The sequence below is a fragment of the Xanthobacter pollutisoli genome (assembly GCF_040044995.1).
Classification (GTDB): domain Bacteria; phylum Pseudomonadota; class Alphaproteobacteria; order Rhizobiales; family Xanthobacteraceae; genus Xanthobacter.
This window is the reverse complement of sequence record NZ_JBDZDP010000003.1, coordinates 300,487-315,368: the sequence shown is the minus strand read 5'-3', so window position 1 is coordinate 315,368 and position 14,882 is coordinate 300,487. Positions and strand designations below refer to the sequence as shown.

Annotated in this window: 13 protein-coding genes, 1 tRNA gene and 1 pseudogene; 4 read left to right on the top strand and 11 right to left on the bottom strand. The window is 68.1% G+C overall.

Going from position 1 to position 14,882, the window contains the following annotated elements; genetic code table 11:
- Position 1 precedes the first annotated feature (1 nt).
- Both ABLE93_RS10235 and ABLE93_RS10230 read left to right on the top strand, forming a co-directional pair.
- On the top strand, positions 2 to 1,144 hold the full coding sequence (locus ABLE93_RS10235; RefSeq protein ID WP_348839682.1) for a CaiB/BaiF CoA transferase family protein: 1,143 nt from the start codon (positions 2 to 4) through the stop codon (positions 1,142 to 1,144).
- Between the two features lie 19 nt (positions 1,145 to 1,163).
- Positions 1,164 to 1,712 (top strand): hydrolase, encoded by a 549-nt coding sequence (locus ABLE93_RS10230; protein ID WP_348839681.1) that lies wholly within the window; start codon positions 1,164 to 1,166, stop codon positions 1,710 to 1,712.
- 19 nt (positions 1,713 to 1,731) lie between these two features.
- On the opposite strand, the gene ABLE93_RS10225 is transcribed toward ABLE93_RS10230, so the two are convergent.
- The 8 genes from ABLE93_RS10225 to ABLE93_RS10190 form a co-directional block, all read right to left on the bottom strand.
- Positions 1,732 to 2,679 carry a LysR substrate-binding domain-containing protein gene (locus ABLE93_RS10225; protein WP_348839680.1) on the bottom strand — a complete coding sequence of 316 codons (948 nt, stop codon included), beginning with the start codon at positions 2,677 to 2,679 and terminating at the stop codon, positions 1,732 to 1,734.
- A gap of 239 nt (positions 2,680 to 2,918) precedes the next feature.
- A complete protein-coding gene (locus ABLE93_RS10220; protein WP_348839679.1) occupies positions 2,919 to 3,923 on the bottom strand; it encodes a Bug family tripartite tricarboxylate transporter substrate binding protein in 1,005 nt (334 codons plus the stop codon).
- Between the two features lie 172 nt (positions 3,924 to 4,095).
- Entirely contained in the window at positions 4,096 to 4,353 is a 258-nt protein-coding gene (locus ABLE93_RS10215; protein WP_348839678.1) for a 4Fe-4S dicluster domain-containing protein, read from the bottom strand.
- Positions 4,350 to 5,492 carry an NAD(P)/FAD-dependent oxidoreductase gene (locus ABLE93_RS10210; protein ID WP_348839677.1) on the bottom strand — a complete coding sequence of 381 codons (1,143 nt, stop codon included), beginning with the start codon at positions 5,490 to 5,492 and terminating at the stop codon, positions 4,350 to 4,352. The genes ABLE93_RS10215 and ABLE93_RS10210 overlap by 4 nt, the downstream gene beginning before the upstream one ends.
- A gap of 11 nt (positions 5,493 to 5,503) precedes the next feature.
- Positions 5,504 to 5,971: a Rieske (2Fe-2S) protein gene (locus ABLE93_RS10205; RefSeq protein ID WP_348839676.1), complete on the bottom strand. Its 468-nt coding sequence runs from the start codon at positions 5,969 to 5,971 to the stop codon at positions 5,504 to 5,506.
- 3 nt (positions 5,972 to 5,974) lie between these two features.
- Positions 5,975 to 7,099 (bottom strand): amidohydrolase family protein, encoded by a 1,125-nt coding sequence (locus ABLE93_RS10200; RefSeq protein ID WP_348839675.1) that lies wholly within the window; start codon positions 7,097 to 7,099, stop codon positions 5,975 to 5,977.
- Positions 7,092 to 8,168: an amidohydrolase family protein gene (locus ABLE93_RS10195; protein WP_348839674.1), complete on the bottom strand. Its 1,077-nt coding sequence runs from the start codon at positions 8,166 to 8,168 to the stop codon at positions 7,092 to 7,094. Before ABLE93_RS10195 ends, ABLE93_RS10200 begins: the two co-directional genes overlap by 8 nt.
- A 93-nt stretch (positions 8,169 to 8,261) precedes the next feature.
- Positions 8,262 to 9,071, bottom strand: coding sequence for an HpcH/HpaI aldolase family protein (locus tag ABLE93_RS10190; protein ID WP_348839673.1), 810 nt, complete (start codon positions 9,069 to 9,071; stop codon positions 8,262 to 8,264).
- A 521-nt stretch (positions 9,072 to 9,592) separates the two neighbouring features.
- Between ABLE93_RS10190 and ABLE93_RS10185 the strand changes: the two are divergent.
- Positions 9,593 to 10,508, top strand: a pseudogene (locus tag ABLE93_RS10185) (IS256 family transposase); the annotation flags it as partial.
- A 1,309-nt stretch (positions 10,509 to 11,817) separates the two neighbouring features.
- Here ABLE93_RS10185 and ABLE93_RS10180 read toward each other — a convergent pair.
- The 3 genes from ABLE93_RS10180 to ABLE93_RS10170 form a co-directional block, all read right to left on the bottom strand.
- A tRNA-Thr gene (locus ABLE93_RS10180) sits at positions 11,818 to 11,893 on the bottom strand.
- 106 nt (positions 11,894 to 11,999) lie between these two features.
- Positions 12,000 to 12,407: a DUF4332 domain-containing protein gene (locus tag ABLE93_RS10175; RefSeq protein ID WP_348839672.1), complete on the bottom strand. Its 408-nt coding sequence runs from the start codon at positions 12,405 to 12,407 to the stop codon at positions 12,000 to 12,002.
- Positions 12,408 to 12,499: 92 nt separating this feature from the next.
- On the bottom strand, positions 12,500 to 12,880 hold the full coding sequence (locus ABLE93_RS10170) for a hypothetical protein (RefSeq protein WP_348839671.1): 381 nt from the start codon (positions 12,878 to 12,880) through the stop codon (positions 12,500 to 12,502).
- Positions 12,881 to 13,082: 202 nt separating this feature from the next.
- Here ABLE93_RS10170 and ABLE93_RS10165 point away from each other — a divergent pair, with 202 nt between their 5' ends.
- Positions 13,083 to 14,816, top strand: coding sequence for a helicase HerA-like domain-containing protein (locus tag ABLE93_RS10165; protein WP_348839670.1), 1,734 nt, complete (start codon positions 13,083 to 13,085; stop codon positions 14,814 to 14,816).
- The last annotated feature ends 66 nt before the right edge of the window (positions 14,817 to 14,882 follow it).

Here is a 14,882-nt window from a genome sequence, read left to right as displayed (position 1 = left end):
CGTGGGTCCGCTTCATGGCTTCAGGGTCGTCGAGTTCGGTGGCATCGGTCCCGGCCCGTTCTGCGCGATGATGCTGGCGGACATGGGCGCCGAGGTGCTGCGGCTCGACCGCAGGGACGGCGCCGAGCTCGGCCTCAGGCGCGAGACTCGGTTCGCGACGCTCAACCGCGGCCGCCGCTCAGTGGCCCTGGACCTCAAGGCGGACGGCGCGGCCGAGGCGGTGCTGCGGCTGGTGCGCCGGGCCGATGCCGTGATCGAGGGCTTCCGCCCAGGGGTGATGGAGCGCCTGGGCCTTGGCCCCGAGGTGTGCCTCGAAGCCAATCCCCGCCTCGTCTACGGCCGCATCACCGGCTGGGGACAGGAGGGGCCACTCGCCCAGGCGGCGGGGCACGACATCAACTATCTCGCCATTGCCGGCGCGCTGCACGCCATCGGCCGGCAGGACCAGCTGCCGTCGCCGCCGCAGAACTTCCTCGCCGACATGGCCGGCGGGGGCATGTATCTCGCATTCGGCATTGTCTGCGCGCTGCTGGAGGCGCGCGGCTCGGGCAAGGGGCAGGTGGTGGACGCGGCCATGGTGGACGGCGTCGCCTCCATCCTCGCCAGCGTGCACGGCATGTATGCCGCCGGCCTCATCAGCGACCGCCGCGGCGAGAACCATTATGACGGCGGCTCACCCTGGTACGATTGCTACGAGACCGCCGACGGCCTCCTCGTCGCGGTCGGCGCTATCGAGGCGCGCTTCTATGCGACGCTCCTCGGCCTGCTCGGCCTCGACCCGGCGCGCCTGCCCGCCCAGCACGACCGGTCGGGCTGGCCCGAGCTGCGCCGGCGCCTCGCCGAGGCGTTCCGCTCGAAGACCCGGGCGCAGTGGCTGGAGCTGATGGCGGACAAGGATGTGTGCGTCGCTCCCGTCCTCACCATCGGGGAGGCCATGGCGCATCCCCATCTCGTCGCCCGCGAGACCTTCATCGAGATTGCCGGCGTTAAGCAGCCGGCGCCCGCCCCCCGCTTCAGCCGCACGGTCCCGGATCGGCCGGCGCCGCCTCCCGAGCCGGGCGCCGACACCGACACGGCCCTCGCCGACTGGGGCTTCACGCCGCAGGAGACGGCGCGACTGCGCGCCTGCGGCGCCATCGCGTGAGCGGGGGGAGGAGGCGGTCGTGACCCTGCTGTCGCCGTCCCGGTCGCTGATGCTGGTGATCGACATCCAGGAGCGCCTCGTGGCGGTCGTGGGCGAGGCGGAGCGCATCGTCGCGCGAACCAGCCTGCTGCTGCGGGCGGCCGACCTGCTTCACGTCCCAGTGCTCGCGAGCGAGCAATATCCCAAGGGCCTCGGCGCCACCGTGCCCGAGCTCGCCCGCCTCATCCCGAGCGGCGGGGTGATGGAAAAGCTCGCCTTCAGCGTCACCGCCGAGCCCTCGGTGCTGCGGCGGCTGGCGGCGAGCGGGCGCAACCAGCTCGTCCTCGCCGGCATGGAGGCCCACGTCTGCGTGCTCCAGTCCGCCATGGGGCTCAAGCAGGCGGGCTTCGAGGTGCATGTGGTGGCGGACGCTGTCGGCTCCCGCCGCCCGGAGGACGCCAGTCGCGCGTTCGGCCGCCTGCATCTCGCCGGCATCGAGGTGACGACCTCCGAGATGGTCGCCTTTGAGTGGGCGCGGCGGGCCGGCACACCCCAGTTCAAGGCGATGAGCCGTCTGCTGCGCGAATAGGCCGCCCGCCGCTCACGGGTCAGCCCGATCGCGCGGCGGAGAAGCTCGCGGCCAGCATGGCTTCGCCGACAACGCGCGGCGTCAGGTGCGGCGCCACGGCGCGTATGAAGTCAAGGATGATGGGCCGTACCTGAGTGTTGGCGCGCAGCGAGATGTTCACCACGCTCGACGGGAAGAGATGGCTCGCGTCCCGCATCCTGAGCTCGGGGTCGCGCCTGACGTCGTAGGTCAGCGAGGACAGGATGGCGATTCCGAGGCCGCTCTCCACATAGGCCTTGCAGACGTCGGCATCGGCGGCGCTGAGCATGATCCTCGGCTCCAGCCCCTCCGCCCCGAACGCCTTCATGACAATCCAGTGGCCGCTGTAGCGCCGGTCGTAGGTGACGATGGGGTGGCGCGCAATCTCCGCCAGGGTGAGCTCCGGCACGTCGAGCACCGGATGGCCAGCGCGGGCGATCACCGAACGGCGCATTTCCATGCAGGGGAGGCAGACGAGATGGGGGAAGACGCGCACCGGCTCCGCTGCGAGGGCGAGGTCCGCCTCGCCCGCCGCGACCAGCTCGCACGCGCTGGACGGGTCGCCCTGCTTCAGCGTCACCCGGACGTTGGGATGGCGCTCGATGAAGCCTTCGATGATGGGAGGAAGGAAATAGCGCGCCTGGGTATGCGTCGTGGCGACGATCAGGTTGCCGGTGCCGCCGGCGCCCATGTCCTCCTTGAGCGCGCGCAGGGCGTTCACCTCGGCGAGGGCACGCTGGGCGATGGCGAAGACGTGCTCGCCGCCCTCGGTGAGGCCGGTGAAGCGGTTGTTCACCCGCACGAAGATGTCGAAGCCGAGCTCCGCCTCCAGAAGCTGGATCTGCCGGCTCACTCCTGGCTGCGAGGTGTTCAGCGCTTCGGCCGCCGCAGAGAGGTGGTTGGCGTTCCGGACGATCTCGACGACGTAGCGCAGCTGCTTCAGATTCATGCATGTAGTTCTAGAACATTTCGCCGTTTTGCGGAATCGGGGAAATGCTCCGTGCTGCTGCACCGGCGCGTTGCTTCACCCCAGCCGACAGCCACATCGCAATGCAGGCGTACGCGATCGTGGAAATACATGAATAAAGCTATCCTCTTCCCGCAATTGCGAAGAGCGAACGGGCCGGCCTCCCCGCGCCGTGCCCGTTCTTCTCCCCGCCGCAAAGTCCTCGCGGATCACGGTCCTGCTCAATAGTCGAGCTTCAGCCCTTCCGCCTCGATCACCTCTTTCCACTTCTTGATGTCGGCATCCACATAAGCGAGGGTCTGGGCGGGCGGCGCCCAGGCCGGCGTCGCCGCCCACACCTCCAGGTTCTTCCTGGCCGCGTCCTGGGAGAGGAACTCCCCGACGGTGAGGTTGATCTCCTCGACTACCTCCGGCGGCATGCGGGCGGGCCCGAACACGCCGTAGAAGGTATCCACCACATACCGGTCCAGTTCCGGCACGGCGCCCTTGAGCGGCGGCAGATTGCAATAGGGGTTGGCCGCGGCGGAGGTGACGGCGATGCCCTTCACCTTGCGCGCCCGCACGAACTCGATGCCGTTGGAGAGATTATCGGCGAACATGGGTATGATGCCGGCCATCAGGTCGGTCACGGCGGGGGCCGAGCCGCGGTAGGGCACATGGGTCGCCTGCACCCCGAGAAGGTTGAACAGCCAGAGGGTGGACAGGTGGGTCATGGAGCCGATGCCGGCGGAGGCATAGGTGAGGCGGCCGCTGTTGGCCTTCGCCCAGGCGATGAACTCGGGCACGCTGCCCGCCGGGACGGCGTTGTTCATCATCACGATGTTGGAGCCGGTGATGATGTTGGATATCGGGGTGAGGTCGGAGGGTCTGTACTTGAGGTTGCGGAACAGGCTGTAAGCGACCGATTGCGGCCCGGTGCTGCCGAGCAGGAGGGTTAGGCCGTCCGGCGCCGCCTTCACCACGTCGAGGCTCCCGAGCACGCCGCCGGCGCCGGTGCGGTTCTCCACCACGATGGGCTGGCTCCATTTCTGCTGCATGTAGATGGCGAGCAGCCGGGCGATGATGTCGGTGATGCCGCCGGCGGAGAACGGCACCACCATGCGCACCGCGCCGGAGGGGCGCCACGCGGCGGTGGTGCCGGCGCGGGCCGCGACGGGGGCCGACATGGCTGTTGCGCACAGGCCCGCGAGGACCCTGCGACGATCGATAGGCGTGCGTGTGCTCACGGCCGCTCCTCCCTGTGTGCGAGGCGGTGTTGGCGTTTCCTCGTCCGCGTGCCCTTTGGCGGGCTTCTCGTCGGATTCTGTGCGTCCCCAGTCGTCGCCGGGGCTCTCTCTTTTTCGCCGCCGCGGTTCTGCGCGGGCGTCGCACTATGACAAGGCTCGTCCCCCGGCGGCTTCAGGCGTAGAAGGCGGCGTTGCGCTGGATCGAGGACGCCTCCTCCGGCGGCACCGCCGCGCGGGCGTAGATCGCCTCGTTCGGACAGACCGTGCGGCAGGCGTCGCAATTGATGCACAGGCCGGGATCGATGAAGAGCTGCTCCATATCGTCGAACCGCTCGTCCTCGGGCGCCGGGTGGATGGCGTCCACCGGGCAGACCTCGACGCAGGAGGTATCCTTGCTGCCGATGCAAAGGCTGGTGATGACGTAGGTCATGCCGGGCTCGTGGCTGTTGCGGGTGCGGTGACGCCGGGCAGGCCGGCGGTGGTGGAATGCTCCGGCTGGAGCTCGCTCTGCGGGCGGATCGCGGCCATGGCGTGGGCCACCGCCGATGCCGCCTCGCCAAGGCCGGTGGCGATCAGCTTGATCTTGCCCGGCCGCGTCGCCACGTCGCCGCAGGCGAAGATGTCCGGCACGCCGGTCCACATGCGCTCGTCGACGGCGATGCTGCCGTCCTCCACCCGGAATCCCCAGCAGGCAAGCGGGCCGAGGGCGGTGACGAACCCGAGCTGGACAATGAGGTCGTCCACATCGTGGCGGCTCGGCGCGCCGCCCTTGCTCGCCGGGGCGAGGGTGACGCCGGTGATGGTTCGCTCGCCGTCGATGGCCTTGACCACGCGGGGCACCGCGAGGCGGACCTTGCCCTCGGCCACCGCCGCGCCGATCTGGTCCACCGTGTGCTGGTGGGCGCGGAACTGCTCGCGGCGATGCACCAGCACCACGTCGCGCGCGATGTCTTTCAGCTCCACCGCCCAGTCGCAGGCGCTGTCGCCGCCGCCGACGATCATCACCCGCCGGCCGGCAAAGCGCGCCTTGTCCGGCACGAAGAAGGTGAGGCCGCGGCCGGTCCACTTCTCCGCGTCGATGCCCGGCAGCGGGCGTGGCGTGAACGCCCCGTGGCCGGCGGCGACGATCACCGCGCGCGACAGGAAGATGCCCGAAGAGGTCTCCACCGCCACCACCTGCCCATTCGCGGGGTGGCTGCGCCGCGACACGGCAAGCGCCGTGGTGGAGAGGTGAACGGGCGTGGCGAACTGGCCGAGCGACTGCTCCGCCAGCCGCTCCACCAACTCCCGCGCCTTGATCCGGCGATAGCCGGGGACGTCGTAGATCCATTTGTCCGGATAAAGGGCGGTCAGCTGGCCGCCGATGGCCGGCAGCGAATCCACGATGCGGCAGGAGGCGCGGCGCATGCCGGCCCAGAAGGCGGCCGACAGGCCCGTCGGCCCGGCGCCGATGATGGTGATGTCCCGGACCTCGCCGTCACCCGCGCCAAGATTAACCGCGCCGGGTTCGCCCGTGCCAGGATCGATCGTACCATGGTCGTCCGCGCCGAATGTGCCGGTCTCGCGCATGGCCGCCTCGCCTAGATCTCCACGACGACATAATCGTCGTGGACGCTGACGGGATAGGTCTCCACCTGGTAGGGACCCGGCTCGCGCCCCTCCGCCTCGGAGGCTGCCCCGTCGGAAACCTTGGCCTCGCAGGCCAGCACCGCGTCACCGTCGAGCACGGCAGTTTCGTAGGCGCGCACCCGCACCCTTTCGGGATCGAACCAGCTCTTGCCGGTCCGCAGGTCGAACTCCCAGGAATGCCAGGGGCAGCGCAGGAACTCGCCGCGGCGGGAATAGTCAAAGGTGCCCGGCTCGCTCGAGCGCGCGATGCCGCCGCGGTCGCCCAGGCACAGCGGGCCGCCGGCATGGGGGCACTGGTTGCGCACCGCGAAGAAGGCGCCGCCCACCTTGAACACGCCGATGGAGCGGCCGGCGACGCTGGCGATGACGCGGTCCATGGCGTCGAAATCCCTGATGCGGGCGATGACGTAGGGGGCCATGGCTCAGGCCGCCCTCGGCTCGAGGCCGTAGAAGGCCCGGGCGTTGTCGATGAAGATCTTCCGCCGCAGCGGCCCGGGCAGCTTCTCCAGCACCCGGTCCGGATTGTCGTAGTCCCAGTGGGGATAGTCGGTGGCGAACATGAGCATGTCGTCGGATTCGAAATGCTCGATCACCTGGAGGATGTGGCGGGGGTCCGGCGCCTCCTCCATGGGCTGGGTGGTGAAGCGGACGTGCTCGCGGACCAGATCCGAGGGGCGGCGCGTGACATGGGGCACCTCGTCGGCGAGCCTCCTGAGGTGCTTGTCCATGCGCCACATGAGGGAGGGCAGCCAAGCGAATCCGCCTTCCACGCAGACGATCTTTAGGCCCGGAAAGCGCTCGAACACGCCCTCGCACACGAGGCTCACGATGAGCGCCTGGAACACCTGCGACATGGCAGTGTGGTCCTCGATGTAGAAGGAAGGCCAGCCGCTGGGGGTGATGGGGTTCTGGCTGTAGCCGCCGAAATGGATGCCGAGGGGCAGGCCGCACTTCTCCGCCGCCTCGAACATCTTCCAGTAGCGCTTGCGGCCCAGGGGCTCGCGGGTGCGCGGCTTGATGAGCACTTGGACGCAGCGCGGGTCCGCCGCCATGCGACAGATCTCCTCGGCGGCGAGGTCGGCGTCCTCATAGGGCACCATGATGGAGCCGCGCAGCCGGTCGTCGGCCGCGAGCCACTCCGCAGACTGCCAGTCGTTCATGGCCCGGGCGAGGGCCGCGTCATAGGCGCTGTTGAGCTGGTCGCCGACCCGCGAGAGGCAGTTGAGGATGCCGTATTCCACCGGCAGCGCGTCGAGGTGCTGCGCCTTGAAGAAGCCGAAGTCGGCGCCGGCGGTGAGGCCAGAGGGCGGTGCCGCATCCTTGCGCTTGCCCACGCCGGCGAGCCGCGGATATGGCGCGCCGTGGAAGGCGACGACCGGGTTGGAGCGCGGGCCGAAGCTGCGGTGATGGTTGTGCCACTTCGGATCGAGATAGCTCAGCAGCACCGTGTCGGACTGGATGTAGTTGTGGATGTCGCAGTCGATGAAGGGTTGCCGCGCCTTGATGCGGGCGGGGCGGGCCGGCCGCACTCTAACCTCGTCAAGCATGGAAGCGGTACGTCCTTTCGGCGTTGGCGAACAGGAGCTTCCGCTCGGCTTCGGGGGAGAGGTCCAGGGGCAGCGGCCCTTCGTCGTCGAACTGCCAGTGCGGATAGTCGGTCGAGAACAGCAGCATCTCGTCTGAGCCGATGTGGTCCAGGGTCTCGACCAGACGGCGAAGCTCATTGGGTTGGTCGAGCGGCTGCAGCGTGAGCTTCAGGTGGTCGCGGATGATCTCGGAGGGCAGGCGGTCGACCCAGGGCACCTCCCGCCGCAGCCCCTTCCAGTTCTTGTCGAGCCGCCACATGAGCGCGGGCAGCCAAGTGAAGCCGGATTCGGCGAACACCACGGTCAGTGCCGGCAACTTGGCGAACACGCCTTCCGTGACGAGGCTCACCAACTGCCCTTGGAAGCCCTGCGCCACGGCGAGATACTCCTCCACATAATGGGTCGGCCAGCCGGCCGCGGTGGGCGGCTGGCCGGCACCGCCGCCCCCCGCATGGATGCACACCGGAAGGCCGTGGCGCGCCGCGGCCTCGTAGACGGGCCAGTAGAACCGCCGACCCAGCGGCATCAGCGTGCGCGCCGGCAAAAGCACCTGCACGAAGCGCCGGTCGCCGGCGCGCCGCTCGATCTCCTCGGCGGCGGACTGCGGATTCTGCGGCGCGATGACGATGGAGGCCGACAGGCGCGGGTCGCGGGCGAGCCAGTGCGCGGCCATCCAGTCGTTGACCGCGGTGGCGAGCGCCGCCGCCCAGTATTCGTTGTAGATCGCGTGGACGCCGTAGAGGCAGTTGAGGATGGCGCGGCGGCTGCCGGGCGCGTCGAGCACCTGGGCGATGAGCGTGTCCGGATCGGACCCCGGCGGCACGTCTGCGGCGCGGGCGTCCGGGCGCGCCGCGATGGCGCTGTTGGCGGGATAGGCATTGGTCTCGAGGCTCGGACGGCCTGCCTCGTCCATGAAATCCTGCCAGTATTCGGAAAGATAAGGATATAAGACCTTGGCAGATGGTATCGAGTTGTGGACGTCGCAATCTATGGCATTTGCAAAACGTCCCGGCCGGTCGGAATTCTTCATGGCAGCTCTCGGCTTTTCATGGGAGCGTATCGACCGCCCTGTCGCGCCACCAACAATGAAACGAGATGGCTCCATGCCGATTCCGCATCGGGGCTAAGTCGGCTCGCGCCGGATGCTCGAGGCCATGCGCGAGAGGGCGTCGACCAGGATGCCGGTGGGATTGGCCACGAACAGGTCCCCCGGCGGCTTCGGCGCGGGCGGGTCGGCGGCCCGCGTGGCGGGCGGGGCCAGCGGCGCGGCGAGGCTGCGCGAAAGCGAGAGTCCGCGCGCGCGGACCTCCTGCGTCACCTCCGCGACAAGGGCCGTCACCGTCTCCATGGGCGGCATGCCGAGCGACTGGCGCAGGTCCTTGGGTCCGAACTGCACCGCCGAGACATGGGGATGGGTCAGGATCTCGTCGAGATGATCGAGCGCCTCCGCCTCCTCGATGACGATCTCGATGAACATCTCGCCGTTGGACCTTTGCGCCCAATTGTCCTCGTCGATGCCGTGGCCGAAGGCGGCGGCGCGGCTGATGCCGTAGAAGGTCCTGTGACCCGCTGGATGGTACATGATGGCATCGACCAGCCGGTCCACGTCGTCGCGGCGCTTCACCCGGGCTAGGCAGAAGCCCTGTGCGCCGGCGGAGAGCAGGGGATCGACCAGCGCCTCGTAGTGGCGGCCGATGCGCACGAGCGGCGTCATGCCCGCGAGGCTCGCCGTGCGGATCATCGCCGCGGTGGCCGCGATGCCGAGCCCCTCATGCTCGAGATCGACGACGACGGCATCGCAACCCACCGTGCCGGCAACCTCCACGACGGTCTCGGAAGCGAGGCGCATGGCGACCCCGAGGCCGTCCTCGCCTCGCTTCAGCTTGCGCGCCAGCCGGTTCGGCCGGCAGATGCCGAGCGCACTGTTCCCCATGTCGGACCCCGTTGAAAGCAGCGCTCCGTGACTGCCGCTCCGTCTCAGCCGGAAAGCTATCGCCTCGCCTCGCCGATCACCCATCGCATTTCGGCATCCTCCCATGACCCCAGCGAATGCGCTGGGGGGGCGGATGCCCCGATCGCGACGCCGCCGCCATGACGGTGTCGGGCGGCGGCGTCTGCGAGAGAAGCCGCCGGAGTCTTGGGCGCGATGGTCGTTCGGGCCGGGCGCAGGCCAAACGGGATCTGGAGCCGAGGGCCTCCTCGCCGAAGGCCTGCGAACACGGCACGTTGGTCCCACCGCGACAACGGCGTGGCCCCAGGACCAAATTCGGCCACCCTGTTGCATCCGCCGCCGGCGCAACCGAGGTGCCGAAGCGTGGGCGAATGCTCAGTGGCGACCCATGACGACGGCACGCCGAGGCCTATTGTTAGGCCTGCGCGTGCCCCCGCCTAAAACGAAAGCGCTGCGAGATGACAGCCCAACGAAAACGACCGCACGGGACGCGCAACGATCGCGGTCGAGACCGTTCAGCTACCAGACCGGGACTCCGAGGGATGAGCGCCCGGGAGATCGTCGGGCATCTGCGCGAGCTCTACGGCATCGAGGTTTCTCCCGACCTCATCAGCGTCGTCACCGACGCCGTCCTGGAGGAGATCGCTGCGTGGCAGGCCCGGCCGCTCGATCCGGTCTATCCCCTGGTGTTTTTTGATGCCCTGCGGGTCAAGGTGCGCGACGAGGGCATCGTGCGCAACAAGGCGGTCCACATCGCGCTCGGCGTGCGCGCCGATGGCGCCAAGGAGATCCTCGGCCTGTGGCTGGAGCAGAACGAGGGCGCCAAGTTCTGGCTGCGCGTTATAAACGAGCTTCGGAACCGCGGTGTCGAGGACCTGCTGCTGGCCGTGGTCGACGGCCTGAAGGGCTTTCCCGACGCGATCCGGGCGGTGTTCCCCGAAGCGGTGGTCCAGACCTGCATCGTCCACCTGCTGCGCCACAGCCTGGACTTCGTGTCGTACAAGGACCGCAAGGCCGTCGCAGCGGCGCTGAAGGACATCTATCGAGCCGTGGATGCGGCCGCCGGCGAGGCGGCGCTCACGGCCTTCGAGGACAGTGCCTGGGGCCGGCGCTATCCGGCCATCGCCCAGAGCTGGCGGCGGGCCTGCACCAAGGTCGCGCCGTTCTATGTCTTCCCCCGCCGAGGTGCGCAGCATCCTCTGTACCACGAATGCCATTGAGGCGCTCAACGCCAAGCTGCGCCGCGCCGTGCGAGCCGGGGGGCACTTCCTCACCGACGAGGCCGCCCTGAAGCTCCTCTTCCTGGTCTTAAACCGGACCGAAAAGGAGTGGAAGATGGCACCTCGTGAATGGGCGAGGGCAAAGGCGCAGTTCGCAGTCATCTTCGGCGAGCGCTTCATAAAGGCCATGGCGGCCTGATCTTCAACCCGCCGCCCCCACACAAAATTCCCGACACTCCCCTGATCCCGCGCGCAGATGCGCTTTTAGCGGGCGATGTCGGCAAAAAAGGCAATTCGGCCTCAGGAAAAGCATAGCCTCCATATGGGCGACGCACAAGTTAATATGCTATGAATTTTAAGCGTATACTTGTTTTATCTAACGTTCATGCCGGTATAAAAGTTTCAATAGGTGTGTCAGCAGTTGTACACGAAATTTATATTAAAAAATGCCGATCCACGGGATTTTACATCGCCCGATAGTCAGTGCGCGCCTGCGCGGCTCTGGCCCAAGGCGAAAGGCCTCCCACGGAGAGTGGGGGTCGCGCGGGCCGGGGGCAGGTGGGTGCCGGGAGCGGGCACAGCATGTTGTTTTGAGTAAAAAATGATAATAGATAGTTGAAGTGTAATATAAATGCCGGCGCCGACGGCGCGAACACGAGCGACGGCTTTGTCCGGTGCTTCCGGCCAACGCGCCGGATTTTGTCAAGGAGGCCGCAACGGATGCCCGGCGCGACCTGGAGGCCGTTGCCGCATCTGCAGCAAGGGGCAGGGTCGGCGCAGAGGATGTCGCGCGGTTGGACTCGCTTACTGAGACCATCGATTGCCTAGCGCAGCCGTTCTTTGCCGAAGCGATCCACGCTTTGGCCGAAGGCGTGCGCGCCATCGTGGGCGACAAGGCGCTTGCCGCCTGACGCTTGCTTCTAATGGTGGGCAGGAGCCGCGCCGGTCGACGGGCGGCTCCGTCGTGCCTAAGCTTTAAGACGGCGCGCCACGACTGATCCAGCGCGGCGCGGAAGGGCGGCCATTTATCGCCCAGGGCATCAAGATATTCCCCGTAGCGGCTTGCGGCAATTCCGACAGGCGACCGACACCCGTCGTGGCGAGCGCTTTCTTCGACGTCTCCGTCGGAGCATTCATAGCCAACTTCAGCAGGGCGTCCCACGAGTCACCGAAACGCCACTCGCGGGGCGGCTTCGCTGGCACCTTCATAGGGGGGCCATCGAATAGCATCAATGTCACGGGTGCGGGCGCTTGAACGGTTTCCGAGCCTTCCGCCGCGGCCTCTGCGGGAGCGGCCGCGTTTGCTATCGCCAACTCAACAGCTGCGCGAAGGCTTGACGGCTGTCCGGCGCCCTAGGAGGGCAGCAACTGGCGAACTTTTCAGGTTCGCGGTGATTCTGGTTTCGGTGGGCATTATCGACTCGGAGGCGCGGCCAACTGCGGTTGGCACCTTCTGCTGACACGGAAAGCCGAGGCGGCGCAATGCTCTGGCTAATTCTTTGATTTTATGGTGCCGCGGAAGGGATTCGAACCCCCGACCCACGCATTACGAATGCGTTGCTCTACCAGCTGAGCTACCGCGGCACGAGGGCACTCTTTACGGGCAGGGCGCGCGGTTTTCAAGGCCTCGGGCGGTCGCGGGGCCCTTCCGGCGCCCGGCGCTCGCGGTCGGGCCGCGCGTCCCGCGGTATCAATAGGTCAGGATGGCAGGCAGCTCCTTCGCCTGCGCGATCCACTTCTCCACCATGGACTCGGTGGGAAGCGCGCGCACCAGTTTGCGGGCGGCGTTCGCCTCGGCCATGGCTTTCGTGAGGTTGGCCGCGACGCGGGTTTTCAGCTCCTTCACCGTGTCGACGCCGGCCGCCTCCAGCAGCTCGGAATATTCCTCGCCGACGCCTTTGATGCGCATGAGGTCGGCCATGTTGGCCCACTTCAGGATGCGGCTGTCGTCGAGGCCGATGGCCGCCGCCAGTTCCTTGCGCAGCTTGGGCGTCTTCGCCCTCTCGAGCAGATGCTCGGTGGTGGTGATGCCGGCACCCTTGAGCTTTTCCGCAAAAGCCGCGCCGATGCCCTCGATGGTGATGATGGGATAGGACATGCGTACCCCCTCCAAACTCCGGCTTGTCGGCCGCCGGTCGCTCAGATCAGGCCACAACCGTAGCGGGAGTCAATCGTTACAGCGAAGCTCGCTCACACCACGTGGGTGAGGCCGGGAACGGAGCGCACCAGCCGCTCCACCGGCTCCGCGCCCACGGTCTCGCGGGCATATTCTACCGTCTCGCGGACCGCGATCTGCACCTGGGGCATGGTCAGGCCGCGCGCCATCATGCGGTCGGCGACGTCCATCAGGCGGGCCATGCCGCCGAAGTGCCGTTCCGAGAGGGCGGTGGCTTCCCCTGCGGGGCCGGCATCGGCGAGCGTGCGCGTCCAGGGGTGGGTCGCGTAGAGCGGCGCCATCGCCTCGGCGGGGGCTTCCCGGGCGAGGAACTGGATGATGATCGCGACGAGGGCCGTGGCCGTCGGGCCATCCACCTCGACGCGCTCGCTCAGTCGCGCGATCAGCTCGTCCATCTCATCTCCTTGCGCCGCATCGCAGGCGAGACGCCCGGCACATTGCCGGGCCGCGCGTGCTTGCGCAAGCCGCCCCTGCACCGCAATCTGCTTGCCGAGGGTGCCCCGGCGGGCGAAAACACCGCACCGACGAGACCCGCGGCGCCCCACCGATTCGGCTGGAGCATGCGCCGAGGCGAGGAACCGCCGAAGCGAGGATCCCATGGCCCGCCCACCCGCCAGCCCGCCGCCCGCGAACCGCCCGTCCCCGACCGGTCCCAAAACCACGCCTCGAAGCAAGGCGCCCGCCGGTTCCGTCACGTCGAGCGGCGATCCCGATGGGGAAGGACGCATCTTCATCGGCCGCAGCTTCCTTGGCCGCAGCGAGGCCGCCGCCGCGGGCACTTCGTCCAAGGAAGAGTTCCTCACCCTGCATCTCGCCAACCGCCACGGCCTCGTGACCGGCGCCACCGGCACCGGCAAGACCGTTACGCTTCAGGTGCTGGCGGAAGGCTTCTCGCGGGCTGGCGTTCCGGTCTTCGCCGCGGACATCAAGGGCGATCTCTCCGGAGTCGCCGCGCAGGGCGAGGCGAAGGACTTTCTGCTCAAGCGGGCCGAAGAGGTGGGCATCGCTTACGCGCCCGATACTTTCCCCGTGGTGTTCTGGGACCTGTTCGGCGAGCAGGGCCATCCGGTGCGCGCCACCATCTCGGAGATGGGACCGCTGCTGCTGTCGCGCCTCATGGGGCTCAACGAGACGCAGGAGGGCGTGCTCAACATCGTCTTCCGCATCGCCGACGAGCAGGGGCTTCTGCTCCTCGACCTCAAGGACCTGCGGGCAATGCTCGCCGACGTGGCGGCGAATGCGGCAACCCTCACCGCCACCTACGGGAATGTCTCCACCCAGAGCGTCGGTGCCATCCAGCGCCAGTTGCTCGTGCTGGAAAATCAGGGCGCCGACAAGTTCTTCGGCGAACCGGCGCTCCAGATCGCCGATCTGATGCGGGTGGATCGTTCCGGCTACGGCACCATCAACATCCTCGCCGCGGACAAGCTCATGGGCGCGCCGCGGCTCTATTCGTGCTTTCTGCTGTGGCTGCTCTCGGAACTGTTCGAGCACCTGCCGGAAGTGGGCGATCCGGACAAACCGAAACTGGTCTTCTTTTTCGACGAGGCGCACCTGCTGTTCGACGAGGCGCCCAAGGCGCTTTTGGAGAAGGTGGAGCAGGTGGTGCGGCTTATCCGCTCCAAGGGGGTGGGGGTCTATTTCGTCACCCAGAACCCGCTGGACGTGCCTGAGAGCGTCCTCGCGCAGCTCGGCAACCGGGTGCAGCACGCGCTGCGCGCGTTCACCCCGCGCGACCAGAAGGCGGTGAAGGCGGCGGCCGACACCTTCCGTCCCAATCCCGATCTGGACACCGCAACGGTCATCATGGAGCTGGGCAAGGGCGAGGCGTTGGTCTCCATGCTGGAAGGCAACGGCGTGCCGTCCATGGTGGAGCGCACGCTCATCCGCCCGCCGTCCGCCCGCATCGGGCCGCTCAGCCCGCAGGAGCGCGGGGCGGTGATGGCGCAGAGCCCGGTGGGCCGCATCTACGATCAGGCGGTGGATCGCGAATCAGCGTTCGAGATGCTCCAGGCCCGCGCGGCGCAGAAGCAGGAGCCACAGGCGGACGCCGAGGGCGAATCGGAAGGTGGCGGCTTTCTCGACAGCATCCTGGGCGGGGTGCTGGGCACCGCGACCGGAGGACGGACGGGCGGCACCAAACCCGCCGGCACGCGGACCGGCAAGGCAGGGCAGGGCACCGCGCGGGGCGGGACGACGCGCAGCTCCAGCACCCGCATGACCACGACCGAAGTCGTGGTGCGGCAGGTGGCGCGCTCTGTGGCGTCGCAGGTCGGAACCCAGCTCGGCAAGGCGATCCTGCGCGGCATCCTCGGCAGCATCCGCCGCTGAGGCGCCGCAGCCGGACTGCCATCGAAGCGCGAACTTGGCCTTTCGGCGGGCGTCTGCGCGACGCAC

What these genes read in the sequence shown, in the direction of transcription:
- ABLE93_RS10225 (WP_348839680.1), bottom strand. Translation starts at nt 2,679, where the DNA reads ATGAATCTGAAGCAGCTGCGCTACGTCGTCGAGATCGTCCGGAACGCC.
- ABLE93_RS10215 (WP_348839678.1), bottom strand. Translation starts at nt 4,353, where the DNA reads ATGACCTACGTCATCACCAGCCTTTGCATCGGCAGCAAGGATACCTCC.
- ABLE93_RS10210 (WP_348839677.1), bottom strand. Translation starts at nt 5,492, where the DNA reads ATGCGCGAGACCGGCACATTCGGCGCGGACGACCATGGTACGATCGAT.
- ABLE93_RS10205 (WP_348839676.1), bottom strand. Translation starts at nt 5,971, where the DNA reads ATGGCCCCCTACGTCATCGCCCGCATCAGGGATTTCGACGCCATGGAC.
- ABLE93_RS10200 (WP_348839675.1), bottom strand. Translation starts at nt 7,099, where the DNA reads ATGCTTGACGAGGTTAGAGTGCGGCCGGCCCGCCCCGCCCGCATCAAG.
- ABLE93_RS10195 (WP_348839674.1), bottom strand. Translation starts at nt 8,168, where the DNA reads ATGAAGAATTCCGACCGGCCGGGACGTTTTGCAAATGCCATAGATTGC.
- ABLE93_RS10190 (WP_348839673.1), bottom strand. Translation starts at nt 9,071, where the DNA reads ATGGGGAACAGTGCGCTCGGCATCTGCCGGCCGAACCGGCTGGCGCGC.
- ABLE93_RS10175 (WP_348839672.1), bottom strand. Translation starts at nt 12,407, where the DNA reads ATGTCCTATCCCATCATCACCATCGAGGGCATCGGCGCGGCTTTTGCG.
- ABLE93_RS10170 (WP_348839671.1), bottom strand. Translation starts at nt 12,880, where the DNA reads ATGGACGAGCTGATCGCGCGACTGAGCGAGCGCGTCGAGGTGGATGGC.
- ABLE93_RS10165 (WP_348839670.1), top strand. Translation starts at nt 13,083, where the DNA reads ATGGCCCGCCCACCCGCCAGCCCGCCGCCCGCGAACCGCCCGTCCCCG.